Origin of the sequence: Streptomyces sp. NPDC000983, assembly GCF_040299205.1 — a bacterium.
Taxonomy (GTDB): Bacteria; Actinomycetota; Actinomycetes; order Streptomycetales; family Streptomycetaceae; genus Streptomyces.
Map to the genome: position 1 here is coordinate 19,103 of NZ_JBEPBM010000039.1, position 17,635 is coordinate 36,737.

Consider the following 17,635-nt stretch of genomic DNA (forward strand, 5'->3'; position numbering starts at 1 on the left):
GCGGCTGCAAGAATGGGTTGCGTGACCCGCGCTTCCCTGAACAAGCAGCCGCACGAAGTCGCCTCGATGTTCGACGACGTCGCGGAACGGTACGACCTGACCAACGACGTGCTGTCGCTCGGCCAGGACCGGGTGTGGCGCAAGGAGGTCGCCAGAGCGGTCGACGCCCGCCCCGCGCAGCGCGTCCTGGACCTGGCCGCCGGTACGGCGACGTCCTCCCTGCCCTTCGCCCGCACCGGCGCCTACGTCGTCCCCTGCGACTTCTCCCTCGGCATGCTCCGGGTCGGCAAGCGCAAGCACCCCTGGCTGCCGCTCACCGCGGGCGACGCGACCCGGCTGCCGTTCCGGGACGACACCTTCGACGCCGTCACGATCTCCTTCGGGCTGCGCAACGTCCAGGACACCGACGCCGCGCTGCGCGAGATGTACCGGGTGACCAGGCCCGGCGGCCGGGTGGTCATCTGCGAGTTCTCGCACCCGACGTGGACGCCGTTCCGGACCGTCTACACCGAGTACCTGATGCGCGCCCTGCCGCCGGTCGCCCGCGCGGTCTCCTCCAACCCGGAGGCGTACGTCTACCTCGCCGAGTCCATCCGCGCCTGGCCCGACCAGCCCGGCCTCGCCGAGCGGCTCCAGAAGGCCGGCTGGTCGAAGGTGGCCTGGCGGAACCTGAGCGGCGGAATCGTCGCCCTGCACCGGGGCTACAAGGAGAGCTGACCCGGCCTGGGGTGCCGCTGCGGAGCCGGGCGGCCGAGGGTGTCGGCGGCCGAACCGAGCCGGCCGGTCCGTACGGCCGGGGCCGGCGCTCAGCCGAACCCGGCCACCGCGGCGTAGGAATGCGTCCGCGGCTCGTCCAGTTCCCGGCGCAGCCCGTCGCCCGGCGGGCCCGGTGCCCGTGGCTCGCGCACTCCGGAGCCTCCGCCGCCCTCGCCCTCGCCGAAGTCGAACCACACGGTGACCACGGCCCCGCGCGGCACCTCGACGCCGGGCGCCGGGTACTGCCGTACGACGTAGTCCACGACGGCGAGCCGCAGATCGGGCCGGTCGGGCGAGCCGAGCAGCACGCCGCGCGCCTCGGCCGATCTGCGCGCGTCCACGGCCATCAGGCCGACGAGACGCGGTACGCGCACCTCAGACGTATCGGGCGGTTTGTACACAGACGTCACCCCCAGCGATACCGGCAGAGTAACCCCCGCCGGGTACCGCCCGGAAGCGTCAAGTGTCTTTCTGTGACAGTCGGTTACTTTGGGTAGTAAAAGTGCGTCACGCTGTTCCGGTTGGCAGGTCCAGCCGGTAGCAGTGGCCCTGCCGGTCGGTCGTCGGGATGGTGAACACCTCGGCCAGCCGCATGTCCAGACGTCGGGTCACCGCGATCGAGCGCTCGTTGCCGGCGTCGACCATGGCCACCACGCTCTCCACACCCGCCGCCCGCACCCGGTCCAGCGTCTCGCGGGCGGCCGCCGTCACGATGCCCCGCCCCCAGTGCGCCCGCGCCAGCCGCCAGCCGATCTCGATCTCGCCCCGCGGGCCCCAGTCCCGCTCCCAGGGCTGGGCGCCGGTGAACCCTATGACCTCGCCGGACTCGTCCAGCACCGACCACAGGCAGAACCCGCGCTCGGCGTCGTGCCGCCGCTGCCGGGCCGTGAGCTCCTCGTAGACGGACAGGCCCGCGGACCTGCCGCCGTGGAACTCCATGACCTCCGGATCGTCGAAGAGCCGATGCCAGGCGACGGCGTCCTCGTCGGTGGGAACACGCAGTCGTACTACGGGCAGAGCACGGTTCACGGGGGCAGCCCTTCAGCCGGGTGATCACTGCTGCTGAATAGACTGCCCATGTCCTGTGCCGGTCGGCACGCAGATTTCGAACTTGGGGAGATCCCGCCGTGACCGAGCCCCTCCTCTCGGACAACTCCGCCGATGTGATCGTCGTGGGCGCGGGGCCAGCCGGCTCCACGACCGCGTACCACCTGGCCAAGGCCGGGCTGGATGTGCTCCTGCTGGAGAAGACCGAGTTCCCACGGGAGAAGGTCTGCGGCGACGGCCTCACACCGCGCGCGGTCAAGCAGCTGGTCGCGATGGGCATCGACATCTCCGAGGAGGCCGGCTGGCTGCGCAACAAGGGCCTGCGGATCATCGGCGGCGGTGTCCGGCTCCAGCTCGACTGGCCCGACCTCGCCTCCTTCCCCGACTACGGCCTGGTGCGCAAGCGCGACGACTTCGACGAGCAGCTCGCCCGGCAGGCCCAGAAGGCGGGCGCCCGCCTCTACGAGCGCTGCAACGTCGGCGCCCCGATCGTCGACGAGCGCACCGGCCGCATCACCGGCGTCCACGCCAAGCTCGGCGAGGAGAAGCGCGAGGTCACCTTCCGCGCGCCGCTCGTCGTCGCCGCCGACGGCAACTCCACCCGGCTGTCCCTGGCGATGGGCCTGCACCGCCGCGAGGACCGCCCCATGGGCGTCGCCGTCCGCACCTACTTCGAGTCCCCGCGCCACGAGGACGACTACCTGGAGTCCTGGCTGGAGCTCTGGGACCGCCGCGGCCCCGGCGAGGACCGTCTCCTGCCCGGCTACGGCTGGATCTTCGGCATGGGCGACGGCACCTCCAACGTCGGCCTCGGCGTCCTCAACACCTCCGACTCCTTCAAGGAGCTGGACTGGCGCGAGGTACTCAAGGCGTGGTGCGCCTCCATGCCGGAGGACTGGGGCTACACCCCCGACCACATGACCGGCCCGATCCGCGGTGCCGCGCTCCCCATGGCCTTCAACCGCCAGCCCCACTACACCAAGGGCCTGCTGCTGGTCGGCGACGCCGGCGGTCTGGTGAACCCCTTCAACGGCGAGGGCATCGCCTACGCCATGGAGTCCGGGCAGCTCGCCGCCGACGTCATCGTCCAGGCGCACGCGCGGTCCACCCCGGCCGGGCGCGAGATGGCCCTCCAGCGCTACCCGCGCGTGCTCAAGGACACCTACGGCGGCTACTACACGATGGGCCGCGCCTTCGTGAAGCTCATCGGCAACCCGAAGGTCATGAAGATCGCGACCCAGCGCGGCCTGACCCACCCGCTGCTGATGAAGTTCACCCTGAAGCTCCTCGCCAACCTCACCGACCCGACGGGCGGCGACGCGATGGACCGCATCATCAACGGCCTCAGCAAGGTGGCCCCCAAGGCCTGATCGGCCACCCGGCGCCCGAACACCGGCGGCCCGACGGACGAACACCGCGTCCGCCGGGCCGCCGTCTTCGGTGCGCTCCCGCACGGAACGCCGGAAAGGGCCGCTGCCCCCGAGCGGCTGCGGCCCCATCCGTACTGCTATGCCCCAAATGGGCCGTGCGTCAGAGTACGCGCACCGCACCCGAGGCGGGATAGCCGGAAAGGTCCTGAATGACCACGCCCTTGGACGGGTTGGCGGCATCCAGGTACTGACCGTCGCCGATGTACACACCCACGTGGTACGCCGAACCCTTGCCGCCCCAGTACAGGATGTCGCCGACCTGAAGGTTCGACAGGGAGACGTCCGTGCCGACCATCGACTGGTCCTGGGAGACACGGGGGAGGTCCACGTTGACCTGCTTGAACGCGGCCTGGACCAGCGAGGAGCAGTCCCACGCGTTGGGGCCGGTGGCGCCCATGACGTAGGCGTCGCCCAACTGCGCCTTCAGGAAGGCGATGACCGTGCCCACGCTGCCGCTCGCGGGAGCGGACGCGGTGCTGGCCGTCGTCGTGGTGGTGAGGGTCGTCCGCTCGGCGCTGCGCTCGGCGCGCTCCGCGGCGGCCTTGCGAGCGGCCTCAGCGGCCTTCTTCTTGGCCTCCGCCTTCTCCTTGGCCACGGCGAGGTCCGCCTTGGCCTCCTTGGCGGCAGCGGCTGCGGCGGCGTCGCGCTCCGCCTGCAGCTCCCAGCCGGCCGCGGCCTGCTGGGTGGCGTCCGCGGACTCCGCGACCTGGGCGGCCAGGTCGGCCGTCAGGGTGGGCAGTTCGAGGGTCTGCGTGACCGGCTCGGCGGCGCTCGCCGTGGCCGACGCGCCCGCCGCTGCCATGCTGAGGACGCCACCGGCGACTCCGGCGCGCATGGCCAGGGTCGTCGACCCCGTGCGGCGGGGTTTCCGGTGGCTTCGTATGTGAGCGGTGTGGGACATGAGAACTACGGGTACCAGGGGCTCCTCCATACCTACAAGAAACGTGTGCTGCGCCACAGTTGTTCAATCGGCGTGATGAATCCCGGGTGTGTCGCTCTTTATTGACGCCGTAACGGACATTGCGGACCAGGACCATCCCGCCCTTGATCACGGCCTTTCGTCGGTTCGCCCGAATTGCCCCGCGCCTACCACTGGTTGAGTCAGGTGGCCAAGCCCGCTTCTCGTGGCCCTCTCATGGATGTGGCGGAGGTCACGCAACGGTTACAGCCGTGGTCGCGTCCCGCGCATGCGGCACCTTCCGTTCCGCTCGTGAACGCGTGCACGCGTCCACACCTCGCACCGCGCCTCCCCCTGATGTGTGAACGCGGCCCACTATCAAGGCGCCGCGTCCATCACCAATTTGCATGCAGAGGAAGTCTCTTGATATTGAGACGCCCCTCCCGAGCTGCGCCGACGAGCGGAAATGTCACCGGAGGTGATCACTTGGACGCCTCGCGTACGAAGATCACCACTCATCCGACTTCATGATCCTTCGTCAGGTGGTGGAGATCACAAAGCTTGTGCAATACCCCGTGTCGCAGATCACAGAGCGGCGGGCATAGGATGCGAGGCAGTTGGGCTTGTGACCTGCTTCACATGTTCTCGATCTTCGCCGGGACGGGCGGGGTTCGAGGGACAGGAGGGACGCGAGTGGCGGGCCCGACGCAACCGCCAGCAGTCAGTGCCGACTGAGAGGAGCGAGGAGCGGTGAACGCCTATGCGCCCATCCTCGTACTGGGAGCCCTCGGGGCAGGCTTTGCGATCTTCTCCGTGGTCATGGCCACGCTGATCGGTCCGAAGCGGTACAACCGGGCCAAGCTCGAAGCCTACGAGTGCGGCATCGAGCCGACCCCCACGCCGGCCGGCGGCGGGCGCTTCCCCATCAAGTACTACCTGACGGCGATGCTCTTCATCGTCTTCGACATCGAGATCGTCTTCCTCTACCCCTGGGCCGTCACCTTCGACGCCCTGGGGATCTTCGGGCTCGTGGAGATGCTGCTCTTCGTGCTCACCGTCTTCGTCGCGTACGCGTACGTATGGCGGCGCGGCGGCCTGGAATGGGACTGAGGGGCCTTTAACTCATGGGACTCGAAGAAAAGCTGCCGAGCGGCTTCCTGCTGACCACCGTCGAGCAGGCCGCGGGCTGGGTGCGCAAGGCGTCGGTCTTCCCCGCCACCTTCGGCCTCGCCTGCTGCGCCATCGAGATGATGACCACCGGCGCCGGCCGTTACGACCTGGCGCGCTTCGGCATGGAGGTCTTCCGCGGCTCGCCGCGGCAGGCGGACCTCATGATCGTCGCCGGCCGGGTCAGCCAGAAGATGGCGCCGGTGCTCCGGCAGGTCTACGACCAGATGCCGAACCCCAAGTGGGTGATCTCCATGGGGGTCTGCGCCTCCTCGGGCGGCATGTTCAACAACTACGCGATCGTCCAGGGCGTCGACCACATCGTCCCGGTCGACATCTACCTCCCCGGCTGTCCGCCCCGGCCCGAGATGCTGATGGACGCGATCCTCAAGCTGCACCAGAAGATCCAGTCCTCCAAGCTCGGCGTCAACGCCGAGGAAGCGGCCCGCGAGGCCGAGGAGGCCGCGCTCAAGGCACTCCCCACGATCGAGATGAAGGGGCTGCTGCGATGAGCGACGCCGGCGACGGGGTGAACCCCGAGAAGGACCTCGGCTCCTCCAACCTCCCCGGCCAGCGGGGCGAGGGCGGCGAGGAGATCCGCGTCCAGCGCGGCATGTTCGGCGCCAACAACGGTGGCGACACCTCCGGTTACGGCGGCCTGGTCCGCTCCGTCCGGCTCCCGGGACCGGCCTCCCGCCCCTACGGCGGCTGGTTCGACGAGGTCGCCGACGAGCTGGAGGGCGCCCTGGAGGAACAGGGCCTGCTGCCCGACAACGCCATCGAGAAGACGGTCGTCGACCGCGACGAGCTCACCTTCCACATCGAGCGCGAGCACCTGCTCCGCGTCGCCCGCACCCTGCGCGACGACCCGGCCCTGCGCTTCGAGCTGTGCACCGGCGTGAGCGGCGTCCACTACCCGAACGACAAGGGCCGCGAGCTGCACGCCGTCTACCACCTGCGCTCGATCACCCACAACCGGTTGATCCGCCTGGAGGTCAGCGCCCCCGACAGCGACCGCCGCGTCCCCTCGCTGGTCTCCGTGTACCCCACGAACGACTGGCACGAGCGGGAGACCTACGACTTCTACGGCATCGAATTCGAAGGTCACCCCGCCCTGACGCGGATCATGATGCCGGACGACTGGCAGGGCCATCCGCAGCGCAAGGACTATCCCCTCGGCGGCATCCCCGTCGAGTACAAGGGCGCCCAGATCCCGGCTCCGGACCAGCGGAGGTCGTACTCATGAGCACGCAGCACGCCACCGGGCGCGAGACCACCGAGGGCACCGTATATACGGTCACCGGTGGCGACTGGGACGAGGTCGTCCAGTCCGCGGCCCGCGCCGACGACGAGCGCATCGTCGTCAACATGGGCCCCCAGCACCCCTCCACCCACGGAGTGCTCCGCCTGATCCTGGAGATCGAGGGCGAGACGGTCACCGAGGCCCGCTGCGGCATCGGCTACCTGCACACCGGTATCGAGAAGAACCTCGAGTTCCGTACGTGGACGCAGGGCACCACGTTCGTGACGCGCATGGACTACCTGACGTCCTTCTTCAACGAGACCGCCTACTGCCTCGCCGTCGAGAAGCTCCTCGGCGTCGAGGAGCAGATCCCCGACCGCGCCACCCTCATCAGGGTGCTGCTGATGGAGCTGAACCGCCTCTCCTCGCACCTGGTGTGCATCGCCACCGGCGGCATGGAACTCGGTGCCACCACGATCATGATCTACGGATTCCGTGATCGTGAAATGATTCTCGACATCTACGAGCTCATCACGGGCCTGCGGATGAACCACGCGTACATCCGGCCCGGCGGACTCGCCCAGGACCTGCCGCCCGGCGCGGTGGACCAGATCCGCGAGTTCGTGAAGAAGATGGAGAAGAACCTCCCGGAGTACGACAAGCTCGCCACCGGGAACCCCATCTTCAAGGCCCGTATGCAGGACGTCGGCTACCTCGACCTGGCCGGCTGCATGGCCCTCGGCGCCACCGGCCCGATCCTGCGCTCCACCGGCCTCCCGCACGACCTGCGCAAGGCCCAGCCGTACTGCGGCTACGAGACCTTCGACTTCGACGTGCCGACCGCCGACACCTGCGACTCCTACGGCCGCTTCCTGATCCGTCTGGAAGAGATGCGCCAGTCGCTCAGGATCGTCGAGCAGTGCCTGGACCGGCTCCAGCCCGGCCCGGTCATGGTCGCCGACAAGAAGATCGCCTGGCCCGCCCAGCTCGCGCTCGGCCCGGACGGCCTCGGCAACTCCCTCGACCACATCAAGAAGATCATGGGCACCTCCATGGAGGCCCTGATCCACCACTTCAAGCTGGTCACCGAGGGCTTCCGCGTCCCGCCGGGACAGGCGTACGCGGCCGTCGAGTCGCCCAAGGGCGAGCTCGGGGTGCATGCCGTCTCCGACGGCGGCACCCGCCCCTACCGGGTCCACTTCCGGGACCCGTCCTTCACCAACCTGCAGGCCATGGCGGCGATGTGCGAGGGCGGCCAGGTCGCCGACGTCATCGTCGCCGTCGCGTCCATCGACCCCGTGATGGGAGGCGTCGACCGGTGACCACCAGTTCTGAGCAGGGCGTCAGCCTGGGCATGCCCCAACTGCCCGCGCCCGCCTACCCGGACGACGTTCGGGCCCGCCTGGAGCGGGACGCGCGGGAGGTCATCTCCCGCTACCCCGACTCCCGCTCCGCTCTCCTGCCGCTGCTGCACCTGGTGCAGTCGGAGGAAGGCCATGTCACCCGCACCGGGATGCGGTTCTGCGCGGACATGCTGGACCTGACCACGGCCGAGGTCACCGCGGTCGCCACCTTCTACACCATGTACCGGCGCCGCCCCAGCGGTGACTACCAGGTCGGGGTGTGCACCAACACACTGTGCGCGGTGATGGGCGGTGACGCGATCTTCGAGGCGCTCCAGGAGCACCTCGGCGTCGGCAACGGCGGGACCACCGAGGACGGCAAGGTCACGCTGGAGCACATCGAGTGCAACGCGGCCTGTGACTTCGCGCCGGTCGTGATGGTCAACTGGGAGTTCTTCGACAACCAGACCGTGCAGAGCGCCAAGCGCCTGGTCGACGACCTGCGCACGGGAGAGCCGGTCTCCCCCACGCGCGGGGCGCCGATGTGCACCTTCAAGGAGACCGCCCGGATCCTGGCGGGCTTCCCCGACGAGCGGGAGGGCGCGGTCGAGGCCGGCGGAAGCGCGGGACCCGCCTCGCTGGTCGGCCTGAAGCTCGCCAAGGGGGAGGCCGCTCCCGCCCGCGTGGTCCACCCGCGCGACGGCGGACCCCACCAGGAGTCGCAGGACAGGGCCGCGCGCGAGCAGTCCTCGGCCGAGCACCTCAGCTCGCACGACGCGCCGCAGGACACGTCGGCCTCCGACCCGGCCCACCCGGCCGGGCCCACCGCCGAGGAGGGGGAGTGATGACCTTGGCACCCGAACTGAAAGACACCAGCCCCGAGAAGCTGCTCGCACCCGTGCTGTCCGCCTTCTGGGACGAGGACAGGTCGTGGTCGCTGGACGTCTACAAGCGGCACGACGGATACGAGGGACTTCGCAAGGCGCTCGCCATGTCGCCGGACGACCTCATCGCCTATGTGAAGGAATCCGGTCTGCGCGGGCGCGGCGGCGCGGGATTCCCGACCGGAATGAAATGGCAGTTCATTCCGCAGGGAGATGGAAAGCCGCACTATCTAGTTGTCAACGCCGACGAATCGGAGCCGGGAACCTGCAAGGACATCCCGCTCCTGTTCGCGAACCCGCACAGCCTCATCGAGGGCATGATCATCGCGTGCTATGCCATCAGGTCTTCGCATGCCTTCATCTATCTGCGTGGTGAAGTCGTCCCCGTGCTGCGGCGGTTGCATTCGGCCGTGAGCGAGGCCTATCAGGCCGGCTACCTCGGACAGAACATCCTGGGCAGCGGCCTCGATCTCGACATCACCGTGCACGCCGGCGCGGGGGCGTACATCTGCGGTGAGGAGACCGCACTGCTCGACTCGCTCGAAGGCCGCCGTGGTCAACCGCGGCTCCGTCCCCCTTTCCCTGCCGTCGCGGGCCTCTACGCGTGCCCGACTGTGGTGAATAACGTCGAGTCGATCGCATCGGTTCCCGCGATCCTGCACAAAGGAAAAGACTGGTTCAGGTCGATGGGCAGCGAGAAGTCGCCGGGCTTCACGCTCTACTCGCTCAGCGGCCATGTGGCGAGCCCCGGCCAGTACGAGGCCCCGCTCGGTATCACCCTGCGCCAACTGCTCGACATGAGCGGCGGAATGCGCCCCGGCCACCGGCTGAAGTTCTGGACGCCGGGCGGCTCCTCGACGCCGATGTTCACCGACGAGCACCTCGACGTCCCCCTCGACTACGAGGGAGTGGGCGCCGCCGGCTCGATGCTCGGCACGAAGGCGCTCCAGTGCTTCGACGAGACGACCTGCGTGGTCCGCGCCGTCACCCGCTGGACCGAGTTCTACGCCCACGAGTCCTGCGGCAAGTGCACCCCCTGCCGCGAAGGCACCTACTGGCTCGTGCAGTTGCTGCGCGACATCGAGGCCGGCAAGGGCGTCATGAGCGACCTCGACAAGCTGAACGACATCGCCGACAACATCAACGGCAAGTCCTTCTGCGCCCTCGGCGACGGCGCCGCCTCGCCGATCTTCTCCTCGCTCAAGTACTTCCGCGCGGAGTACGAGCAGCACATCACGGGCCGCGGCTGCCCGTTCGACCCCGCCAAGTCGACCGTCTGGGCGGACAAGCACTCGGAGGTGAACGCATGACGGTGACCACCAGCGCTCCCTCCGGAGGCGGCGAGGCGGCGGTCCCGCCGGAGGATCTCGTCTCGCTGACCATCGACGGCGCCGAGATCAGCGTGCCCAAGGGCACCCTGGTCATCCGGGCCGCGGAACAGCTCGGCATCGAGATCCCCCGCTTCTGCGACCACCCGCTCCTCGACCCGGCCGGCGCCTGCCGGCAGTGCATCGTCGAGGTCGAGGGCCAGCGCAAGCCGATGGCGTCCTGCACCATCACCTGCACCGACGGAATGGTGGTGAAGACCCACCTCACCTCGTCGGTCGCCGAGAAGGCCCAGCACGGTGTGATGGAGCTGCTCCTCATCAACCACCCGCTGGACTGCCCGGTCTGCGACAAGGGCGGCGAGTGCCCGCTCCAGAACCAGGCCATGTCGCACGGCCAGGCCGAGTCCCGCTTCGAGGGCCGCAAGCGGACGTACGAGAAGCCCGTCCCGATCTCCACCCAGGTGCTCCTCGACCGCGAGCGGTGCGTGCTGTGCGCCCGCTGCACCCGCTTCTCCAACCAGATCGCCGGCGACCCGATGATCGAGCTGGTCGAGCGGGGCGCGCTCCAGCAGGTCGGCACCGGTGACGGCGACCCCTTCGAGTCGTACTTCTCCGGCAACACCATCCAGATCTGCCCGGTCGGCGCGCTCACCTCGGCGGCGTACCGGTTCCGCTCCCGCCCCTTCGACCTGGTCTCCTCGCCGAGCGTGTGCGAGCACTGCTCGGGCGGCTGCGCCACCCGCACCGACCACCGCCGCGGCAAGGTCATGCGCAAGCTCGCCGCGAACGACCCCGAGGTCAACGAGGAGTGGATCTGCGACAAGGGGCGGTTCGCCTTCCGGTACGCGCAGCAGCGCGACCGGCTCCAGACCCCCCTGGTCCGCAACCCCGAGGGCGAGCTGGTGCCGGCCTCCTGGCCGGAGGCGCTGCAGATCGCGGCCCAGGGGCTGCTCGCCTCGCGCGGCCGGGCCGGTGTGCTGACCGGCGGCCGGCTGACCATCGAGGACGCCTACGCGTACAGCAAGTTCGCGCGCGTGGCGCTCGACTCCAACGACATCGACTTCCGCGCGCGCGTGCACAGCGGCGAGGAGGCCGACTTCCTCGCGGCCCGGGTCGCCGGGCGCGGCCGGGACCTCGACGGCACGGGCGTCACGTACACCCTGCTGGAGAAGGCCCCCGCCGTGCTGCTGGCCGGGTTCGAGGCCGAGGAGGAGGCGCCCGGGATCTTCCTGAAGCTGCGCAAGGCATGGCGCCAGCACGGCCAGAAGGTCTTCTCGCTCGCCACCCACGCCACGCGCGGGCTGGAGAAGGCGGGCGGCACGCTGCTGCCGGCCGCCCCGGGCACCGAGACCGAGTGGCTGGACGCGCTGGCGAGCGGTGCCGGCCTCGACGAGGACGGCACCCGGGCCGCGGAGGCGCTGCGCGCCGAGGGCGCGGTGATCGTCGTCGGTGAGCGGCTGGCCGGTGTGGTGGGCGGGCTGACCGCCGCCGTACGGGCCGCCTCGGCGACCGGCGCGCGGCTGGTGTGGGTTCCGCGCCGGGCCGGGGAGCGCGGAGCCGTCGAGGCGGGCGCGCTGCCGTCGCTGCTGCCGGGCGGCCGCCCGGCCACCGACCCGCGCGCGCGTGAGGAGGTCGCCGCCGTCTGGCGGGTGGCCGAACTCCCGCACCGCTACGGCCGCGACACCGGCCAGATCGTGGAGGCGGCCGCGAACGGCGAACTCCAGGCCCTGGTCGTCGCGGGCGTCGAGATCGCCGACCTGCCGGACCCGGCACGCGCGCGTGAGGCGTTCACCGAGGCCGGTTTCCTGGTCTCGCTGGAGCTGCGGCCCAGCGAGGTCACCGAGCTGGCCGACGTGGTGCTGCCCGTCGCCGCCGTCGCCGAGAAGAACGGCACCTTCCTCAACTGGGAGGGCAGGGTCCGCTTCTTCGAGGCCGCGCTCAAGCCCGAGCAGATGACCCGCACCCTGCCCCCGACCGACGGCCGCGTCCTGCAGATGCTGGCCGACGCCATGGACGTCCACCTCGGTCTGCCGGACGTGCGCACCACGCGCGCGGAACTGGACCGGCTGGGCGCCTGGGACGGTCCCAGGGCCGGCGAACCCCTGGAGCCGGCGGTGCAGTTGCCGCGGCCGGCCGCCGGTGAGGCCGTACTGGCCGGGCACCGGCTGCTGCTCGACCAGGGCCGCCTCCAGGACGGTGACGAGGCGCTCGCCGGGACGCGGCACGCGGCCCACGCGCGCGTGTCGGCCGCGACGGCCGCCGAGGCGGGCGTCAAGGACGGCGACGTCCTCGCCGTCACCGGCCCCGCGGGGACGGTCGAACTCCCGCTGCGGATCACCGCGATGCCCGACCGGGTGGTCTGGCTCCCGCTGAACTCCACCGGCGGCGGCGTCGCCTCCGACACCGGGGCGCGGCCCGGCTCCCTCGTCCGTATCGGCCCGTCGACGCCGTCGGCCGAGGCTCCCAAGGAGGTGGAGGCATGAGCCCGTCACTCGCCGCTGAGGACCTCTCGATGTTCGGCACCGACCCGTGGTGGCTGGTCGCCGTCAAGGCGGTCTTCTGCTTCGCCTTCCTGATGGTGACCGTGCTGTTCTCCATCGTCTGGGAGCGCAAGGTCGTCGCCTGGATGCAGCTGCGCGTCGGACCCAACCGGCACGGCCCCTGGGGGATGCTCCAGTCGCTCGCCGACGGCGTCAAGCTGATGCTGAAGGAAGACGTCATCGTCAAGCGCGCGGACAAGGTGGTCTACGTCCTCGCGCCGATCATCGCGGCGATCCCCGCCTTCATGGCCATCGCGGTGATCCCCTTCGGGCCCGCCGGCAACGAGGTGTCGATCTTCGGCCAGCGCACCACGATGCAACTCACCGACCTGCCCATCGCGATGCTCTACGTCCTCGCGGTCGCCTCGGTCGGCATCTACGGCATCGTCCTCGCCGGCTGGAGCTCCGGCTCCACCTACCCGCTCCTCGGCGGCCTGCGCTCCTGCGCGCAGATGATCTCCTACGAGATCGCGATGGGCGCGGCCTTCGCCTCCGTCTTCCTCTACTCGGGGTCGATGTCGACGTCCGCGATCGTCGAGGCGCAGGCGGACCGCTGGTACGTGATCCTGCTGCCGGTCTCGTTCATCATCTACATCATCACGATGGTCGGCGAGACCAACCGCGCCCCCTTCGACATGCCGGAGTCCGAGGGCGACCTGGTCGGCGGCTTCAACACCGAGTACTCGTCGATCAAGTTCGCGCTGTTCATGCTCGCCGAGTACGTGAACATGGTGACGGTCTCCGCTGTGTCGGTGACGCTCTTCCTCGGCGGCTGGCGGGCCCCCTGGCCGGTCTCGACCTTCTGGGAGGGCGCGAACCACGGCTGGTGGCCGATGCTCTGGTTCGTGATCAAGGTGCAGCTGCTGCTGTTCTTCTTCATCTGGCTGCGCGGCACGCTCCCGCGGGTCCGCTACGACCAGCTGATGAAGCTCGGCTGGAAGGTCCTCATCCCGGTCTCCGTGGTCTGGCTGATGCTGGTCGCGACCGTGCGGACCCTGCGCAACGAGAACTACGACTTCGCCGACATCGCCCTCTACGTCGGCGGCGGCGTCCTGCTGCTCCTGCTGCTCTCCTTCGTCGCGGACATGTTCCGCGGCAAGCCCAAGGACGAGCAGGAGGCCGGACCGGCCGCCGGATTCGACCCGATGGCAGGCGGATTCCCCGTACCGCCGCTGCCCGGACAGGAGTTGCCGCCCGTCCCGCGACGCCGTTCGCGCCGGGAGCGGGAGCTGATTGTCAGTGGCGGAGTGAATACTCTCAGTGACGAAGGATCTCTGGATGGAAAGGAGGCGTCCGATGGCTGAGGAGCCCAAGGAGACCGGGCAGTCGAATCCCGGCTTCCAGAACCCGGTGGCCGGCTTCGGCGTGACCTTCAAGGCCATGTTCAAGAAGCGGCTGACCGAGCAGTACCCGGAACAGCAGAAGACCACCGCTCCGCGGTTCCACGGACGGCACCAGCTCAACCGCCATCCGGACGGCCTGGAGAAGTGCGTGGGCTGCGAACTGTGCGCCTGGGCCTGCCCCGCCGACGCGATCTACGTCGAGGGAGCGGACAACACCGACGAGGAGCGCTACTCGCCGGGCGAGCGGTACGGCAGGGTGTACCAGATCAACTACGCCCGCTGCATCCTGTGCGGACTGTGCATCGAGGCGTGTCCCACGCGCGCGCTGACCATGACCAACGAGTTCGAGCTCGCCGACTCCAGCCGCGCCAACCTCATCTACACCAAGGAGCAGCTGCTCGCCGGTCTCGAGGACGGCATGGTGGACTCCCCGCACGCGATCTACCCCGGCACCGACGAACAGGACTACTACCGGGGCCTGGTGACGGAGGCCGCGCCCGGTACGGAGCAGCAGGTCGCCGTCTCCAAGGGCGAGCAGCCCTCCTCGGCCGGCCGCTCGGACACCCCCGAGGACCAGGAGGTGGACGCATGAGCGCGCAGCTCGCCGCCTACTCCACCTCCACCGGCGAGGCCGTCCAGTTCTGGGTCCTGGGCACGGTCGCGGTGATCGGCGCCCTGTGCACCGTCTTCATGAAGAAGGCCGTGCACAGCGCGCTCTGCCTGGCCGGAACCATGATCGTCCTTGCGGTGTTCTACCTCGCCAACGGCGCCTATTTCCTGGGCGTGGTGCAGATCATCGTCTACACCGGCGCCATCATGATGCTGTTCCTCTTCGTGGTGATGCTGGTCGGCGTGACCGCGGCGGACTCCCTGAAGGAGACCATCAGGGGCCAGCGCTGGCTGGCCCTGCTGTGCGGGCTCGGCTTCGGCATCCTGCTCTTCGCCGGGATCGGCAACGCCTCCCTGAGCGAGTTCAACGGCCTGGCCCAGGCGAACGCGAACGGCAACGTGGAGGGCCTGGCCACCCTCATCTTCACCAAGTACGTCTTCGCCTTCGAGATCACCGGCGCCCTGCTCATCACCGCCACCGTCGGCGCCATGCTGCTCACGCACCGGGAGCGCACCGAGCGCGCGAAGACCCAGCGCGAGCTGGCCGAGCAGCGGGTGCGCGAGGGCAAGCACCTGCCGCCGCTCCCGGCGCCCGGCGTGTACGCCCGGCACAACGCCGTCGACATCGCGGGCCTGCTGCCCGACGGCACCCCCTCCGAGCTCACCGTCAGCAAGACGCTGCGTGAGCGCGGCCAGATCCGGGACGTGTCCGCGGAGGCGCTCAACGACCTCAAGGCGCTGGAACAGCGTGCCGAGGAGCGCCTGGAGCGGACCGCGGTGGAGCCGGCGAACCTCAAGCGGGCCGAGGAGGCGTCGAAGTGAACCCCGTCAACTACATCTATCTCGCGGCCCTGTTGTTCACGATCGGCGCCACCGGCGTACTGATCCGGCGCAACGCGATCGTCGTGTTCATGTGCGTCGAGCTGATGCTCAACGCCTGCAACCTCTCGCTCGTGGCCTTCTCCCGCATGCACGGCAACCTCGACGGCCAGATCATCGCCTTCTTCACGATGGTCGTCGCCGCGGCGGAGGTCGTGGTCGGGCTCGCGATCATCGTGTCGCTGTTCCGTTCCCGCCACTCGGCCTCGGTCGACGACGCCGGCCTGATGAAGCTGTAAGGGGTCGCTGAATCGTGGAGAACCTGATTGCGCTGCTCATCGCGGCGCCTCTGCTCGGAGCGGCGGTCCTGCTGTGCGGTGGCCGGCGCCTGGACGCCGTCGGGCACTGGATCGGCACGCTGCTGGCGTCCCTGTCCTTCGTGCTCGGCGCGGTCCTCTTCTTCGACCTGCTCGGCCACGGCGCCGAGGACCGGACGCTGACGCAGCACCTGTACAGCTGGATCCCGGTCGAGGGCTTCCAGGCGGACGTCGCCTTCCGCCTCGACCAACTGTCGATGACGTTCGTCCTGCTGATCACCGGCGTCGGCTCGCTGATCCACATCTACTCCATCGGGTACATGGAGCACGACGAGCGGCGCCGCCGCTTCTTCGGCTACCTGAACCTGTTCCTCGCGGCGATGCTGCTGCTGGTCCTCGCCGACAACTACCTCCTGCTGTACGTCGGCTGGGAGGGCGTCGGTCTCGCCTCGTACCTGCTGATCGGCTTCTGGCAGCACAAGCCCAGCGCCGCGACGGCGGCGAAGAAGGCGTTCCTGGTCAACCGCGTCGGCGACATGGGTCTGTCGATCGCCATCATGATCATGTTCGCCACCTTCGGGACCTTCGCCTTCGGCCCGGTGCTCGGCAGCCTGGAGGAGCCCGGCCTGGTCGGCGAGACCTCCGAGGGCACGCTGACCGCCATCGGGCTGATGCTGCTCCTCGCCGCCTGCGGCAAGTCCGCCCAGGTGCCGCTGCAGTCCTGGCTCGGGGACGCGATGGAGGGCCCGACCCCGGTCTCGGCCCTGATCCACGCCGCCACCATGGTGACCGCGGGTGTCTACCTGATCGTCCGCTCCGGCGCCATCTTCAACGCCGCCCCGGACGCGCAGCTGGTCGTCACCATCGTCGGCGCCGTCACGCTGCTGTTCGGTGCGATCGTCGGTTGCGCGAAGGACGACATCAAGAAGGCGCTGGCCGGCTCGACCATGTCGCAGATCGGCTACATGGTCCTCGCCGCGGGCCTCGGCCCGATCGGCTACGTCTTCGCGATCATGCACCTGGTGACGCACGGCTTCTTCAAGGCCGGGCTGTTCCTCGGCGCGGGCTCGGTCATGCACGGCATGAACGACGAGGTCGACATGCGCAGGTACGGCGGACTGCGCACGTACATGCCGATCACCTTCATCACCTTCGGCCTCGGCTACCTCGCCATCATCGGCTTCCCGGGCCTGTCCGGCTTCTTCTCCAAGGACAAGATCATCGAGGCGGCGTTCGCCAAGGGCGGCACCGAGGGCTGGATCCTCGGCGGCTGCGCCCTGCTGGGCGCCGCGATCACCGCGTACTACATGACGCGCGTGATGCTGATGACGTTCTTCGGCGAGAAGCGCTGGCAGCCCGACGAGCACGGCCACGAGCCGCACCCGCACGAGTCGCCGAGCTCCATGACGATCCCGATGATCGTGCTGGCCTTCGGCTCGGTCTTCCTGGGCGGCCTGTTCAGCATCGGTGACCGCTTCGTGCACTGGCTGGAGCCCATCACCGGCCACTCTCACGGAAACCCGCCGATCAGCGCGCTGACGGTGACCCTGTCCACCGTGGTGGTGCTCGTCATCGGCGTGACGGTGGCCTGGTTCCAGTACGGGCGCCGCCCGGTGCCGGCCGTCGCCCCGCGCGGCTCGCTGCTGACCCGGGCCGCCCGCCGCGACCTGCTCCAGGACGACTTCAACCACGTCGTCCTCGTCCGCGGCGGCGAACACCTGACGCGCTCCCTGGTGTACGTCGACCACACCCTGGTCGACGGCGTCGTCAACGGCACGGCGGCCTCGGTCGGCGGCCTCTCCGGACGGCTGCGCAAGCTCCAGAACGGCTTCGCGCGGTCGTACGCGGTCTCGATGTTCGGCGGTGCGGCACTCCTCGTCGCCGCGACCCTGCTGATGAGGGCGGTCTGAT

At 69.5% G+C, this 17,635-nt stretch carries 17 protein-coding genes; 14 read left to right on the forward strand and 3 right to left on the reverse strand.

All coding sequences use genetic code 11. The features are described 5' to 3' along the window. Nucleotides 1-21: 21 nt before the first annotated feature. Nucleotides 22-717 (forward strand): demethylmenaquinone methyltransferase, encoded by a 696-nt coding sequence (locus ABT296_RS31680; RefSeq protein ID WP_351932343.1) that lies wholly within the window; start codon nt 22-24, stop codon nt 715-717. Nucleotides 718-806: 89 nt separating this feature from the next. On the opposite strand, the gene ABT296_RS31685 is transcribed toward ABT296_RS31680, so the two are convergent. Together ABT296_RS31685 and ABT296_RS31690 are read right to left on the reverse strand one after the other, a co-directional pair. Then, entirely contained in the window at nt 807-1,130 is a 324-nt protein-coding gene (locus tag ABT296_RS31685) for a PASTA domain-containing protein (RefSeq protein ID WP_453168509.1), read from the reverse strand. A 133-nt stretch (nt 1,131-1,263) separates the two neighbouring features. Further along, nucleotides 1,264-1,785: a GNAT family N-acetyltransferase gene (locus ABT296_RS31690; protein WP_351932347.1), complete on the reverse strand. Its 522-nt coding sequence runs from the start codon at nt 1,783-1,785 to the stop codon at nt 1,264-1,266. A 98-nt stretch (nt 1,786-1,883) separates the two neighbouring features. Between ABT296_RS31690 and ABT296_RS31695 the strand changes: the two genes are divergently transcribed. Further along, nucleotides 1,884-3,173, forward strand: a complete 1,290-nt coding sequence (locus ABT296_RS31695; protein WP_351932349.1) for a geranylgeranyl reductase family protein — start codon at nt 1,884-1,886, stop codon at nt 3,171-3,173. 160 nt (nt 3,174-3,333) lie between these two features. Here the strand turns inward: ABT296_RS31695 and ABT296_RS31700 are convergent, their stop codons facing one another. After that, a complete protein-coding gene (locus tag ABT296_RS31700; protein ID WP_351932351.1) occupies nt 3,334-4,164 on the reverse strand; it encodes a C40 family peptidase in 831 nt (276 codons plus the stop codon). A 717-nt stretch (nt 4,165-4,881) separates the two neighbouring features. Between ABT296_RS31700 and ABT296_RS31705 the strand changes: the two genes are divergently transcribed. The 12 genes from ABT296_RS31705 to nuoL are packed head-to-tail and all read left to right on the forward strand — an operon-like array spanning nt 4,882 to nt 17,634. Then, nucleotides 4,882-5,241 carry an NADH-quinone oxidoreductase subunit A gene (locus ABT296_RS31705; RefSeq protein WP_003992243.1) on the forward strand — a complete coding sequence of 120 codons (360 nt, stop codon included), beginning with the start codon at nt 4,882-4,884 and terminating at the stop codon, nt 5,239-5,241. A 14-nt stretch (nt 5,242-5,255) separates the two neighbouring features. Then, nucleotides 5,256-5,810 (forward strand): NuoB/complex I 20 kDa subunit family protein, encoded by a 555-nt coding sequence (locus tag ABT296_RS31710; RefSeq protein ID WP_007383964.1) that lies wholly within the window; start codon nt 5,256-5,258, stop codon nt 5,808-5,810. Then, nucleotides 5,807-6,544, forward strand: a complete 738-nt coding sequence (locus ABT296_RS31715) for an NADH-quinone oxidoreductase subunit C (protein ID WP_351932353.1) — start codon at nt 5,807-5,809, stop codon at nt 6,542-6,544. The genes ABT296_RS31710 and ABT296_RS31715 overlap by 4 nt, the downstream gene beginning before the upstream one ends. Continuing rightward, nucleotides 6,541-7,863, forward strand: coding sequence for an NADH-quinone oxidoreductase subunit D (locus ABT296_RS31720; RefSeq protein WP_351932355.1), 1,323 nt, complete (start codon nt 6,541-6,543; stop codon nt 7,861-7,863). Before ABT296_RS31715 ends, ABT296_RS31720 begins: the two co-directional genes overlap by 4 nt. A 32-nt stretch (nt 7,864-7,895) precedes the next feature. Then, nucleotides 7,896-8,729, forward strand: a complete 834-nt coding sequence (gene nuoE / locus ABT296_RS31725) for an NADH-quinone oxidoreductase subunit NuoE (protein ID WP_351932408.1) — start codon at nt 7,896-7,898, stop codon at nt 8,727-8,729. Then, nucleotides 8,729-10,078: an NADH-quinone oxidoreductase subunit NuoF gene (gene nuoF / locus ABT296_RS31730; protein WP_351932357.1), complete on the forward strand. Its 1,350-nt coding sequence runs from the start codon at nt 8,729-8,731 to the stop codon at nt 10,076-10,078. The genes nuoE and nuoF overlap by 1 nt, the downstream gene beginning before the upstream one ends. Next, nucleotides 10,075-12,579, forward strand: a complete 2,505-nt coding sequence (locus tag ABT296_RS31735) for an NADH-quinone oxidoreductase subunit G (RefSeq protein ID WP_351932359.1) — start codon at nt 10,075-10,077, stop codon at nt 12,577-12,579. The genes nuoF and ABT296_RS31735 overlap by 4 nt, the downstream gene beginning before the upstream one ends. Continuing rightward, entirely contained in the window at nt 12,576-13,940 is a 1,365-nt protein-coding gene (nuoH, locus tag ABT296_RS31740) for an NADH-quinone oxidoreductase subunit NuoH (protein WP_351932361.1), read from the forward strand. Before ABT296_RS31735 ends, nuoH begins: the two co-directional genes overlap by 4 nt. Then, nucleotides 13,933-14,571, forward strand: coding sequence for an NADH-quinone oxidoreductase subunit NuoI (gene nuoI, locus ABT296_RS31745; protein ID WP_351932363.1), 639 nt, complete (start codon nt 13,933-13,935; stop codon nt 14,569-14,571). Before nuoH ends, nuoI begins: the two co-directional genes overlap by 8 nt. Continuing rightward, nucleotides 14,568-15,410, forward strand: a complete 843-nt coding sequence (locus ABT296_RS31750) for an NADH-quinone oxidoreductase subunit J (RefSeq protein WP_351932365.1) — start codon at nt 14,568-14,570, stop codon at nt 15,408-15,410. Before nuoI ends, ABT296_RS31750 begins: the two co-directional genes overlap by 4 nt. Continuing rightward, the gene (gene nuoK, locus ABT296_RS31755; protein WP_351932367.1) at nt 15,407-15,706 is read left to right on the forward strand and encodes an NADH-quinone oxidoreductase subunit NuoK; all 300 of its coding nucleotides are present in this window, start codon (nt 15,407-15,409) and stop codon (nt 15,704-15,706) included. The genes ABT296_RS31750 and nuoK overlap by 4 nt, the downstream gene beginning before the upstream one ends. A 14-nt stretch (nt 15,707-15,720) precedes the next feature. Beyond that, entirely contained in the window at nt 15,721-17,634 is a 1,914-nt protein-coding gene (nuoL, locus tag ABT296_RS31760; RefSeq protein WP_351932369.1) for an NADH-quinone oxidoreductase subunit L, read from the forward strand. Nucleotide 17,635: the final 1 nt, after the last annotated feature.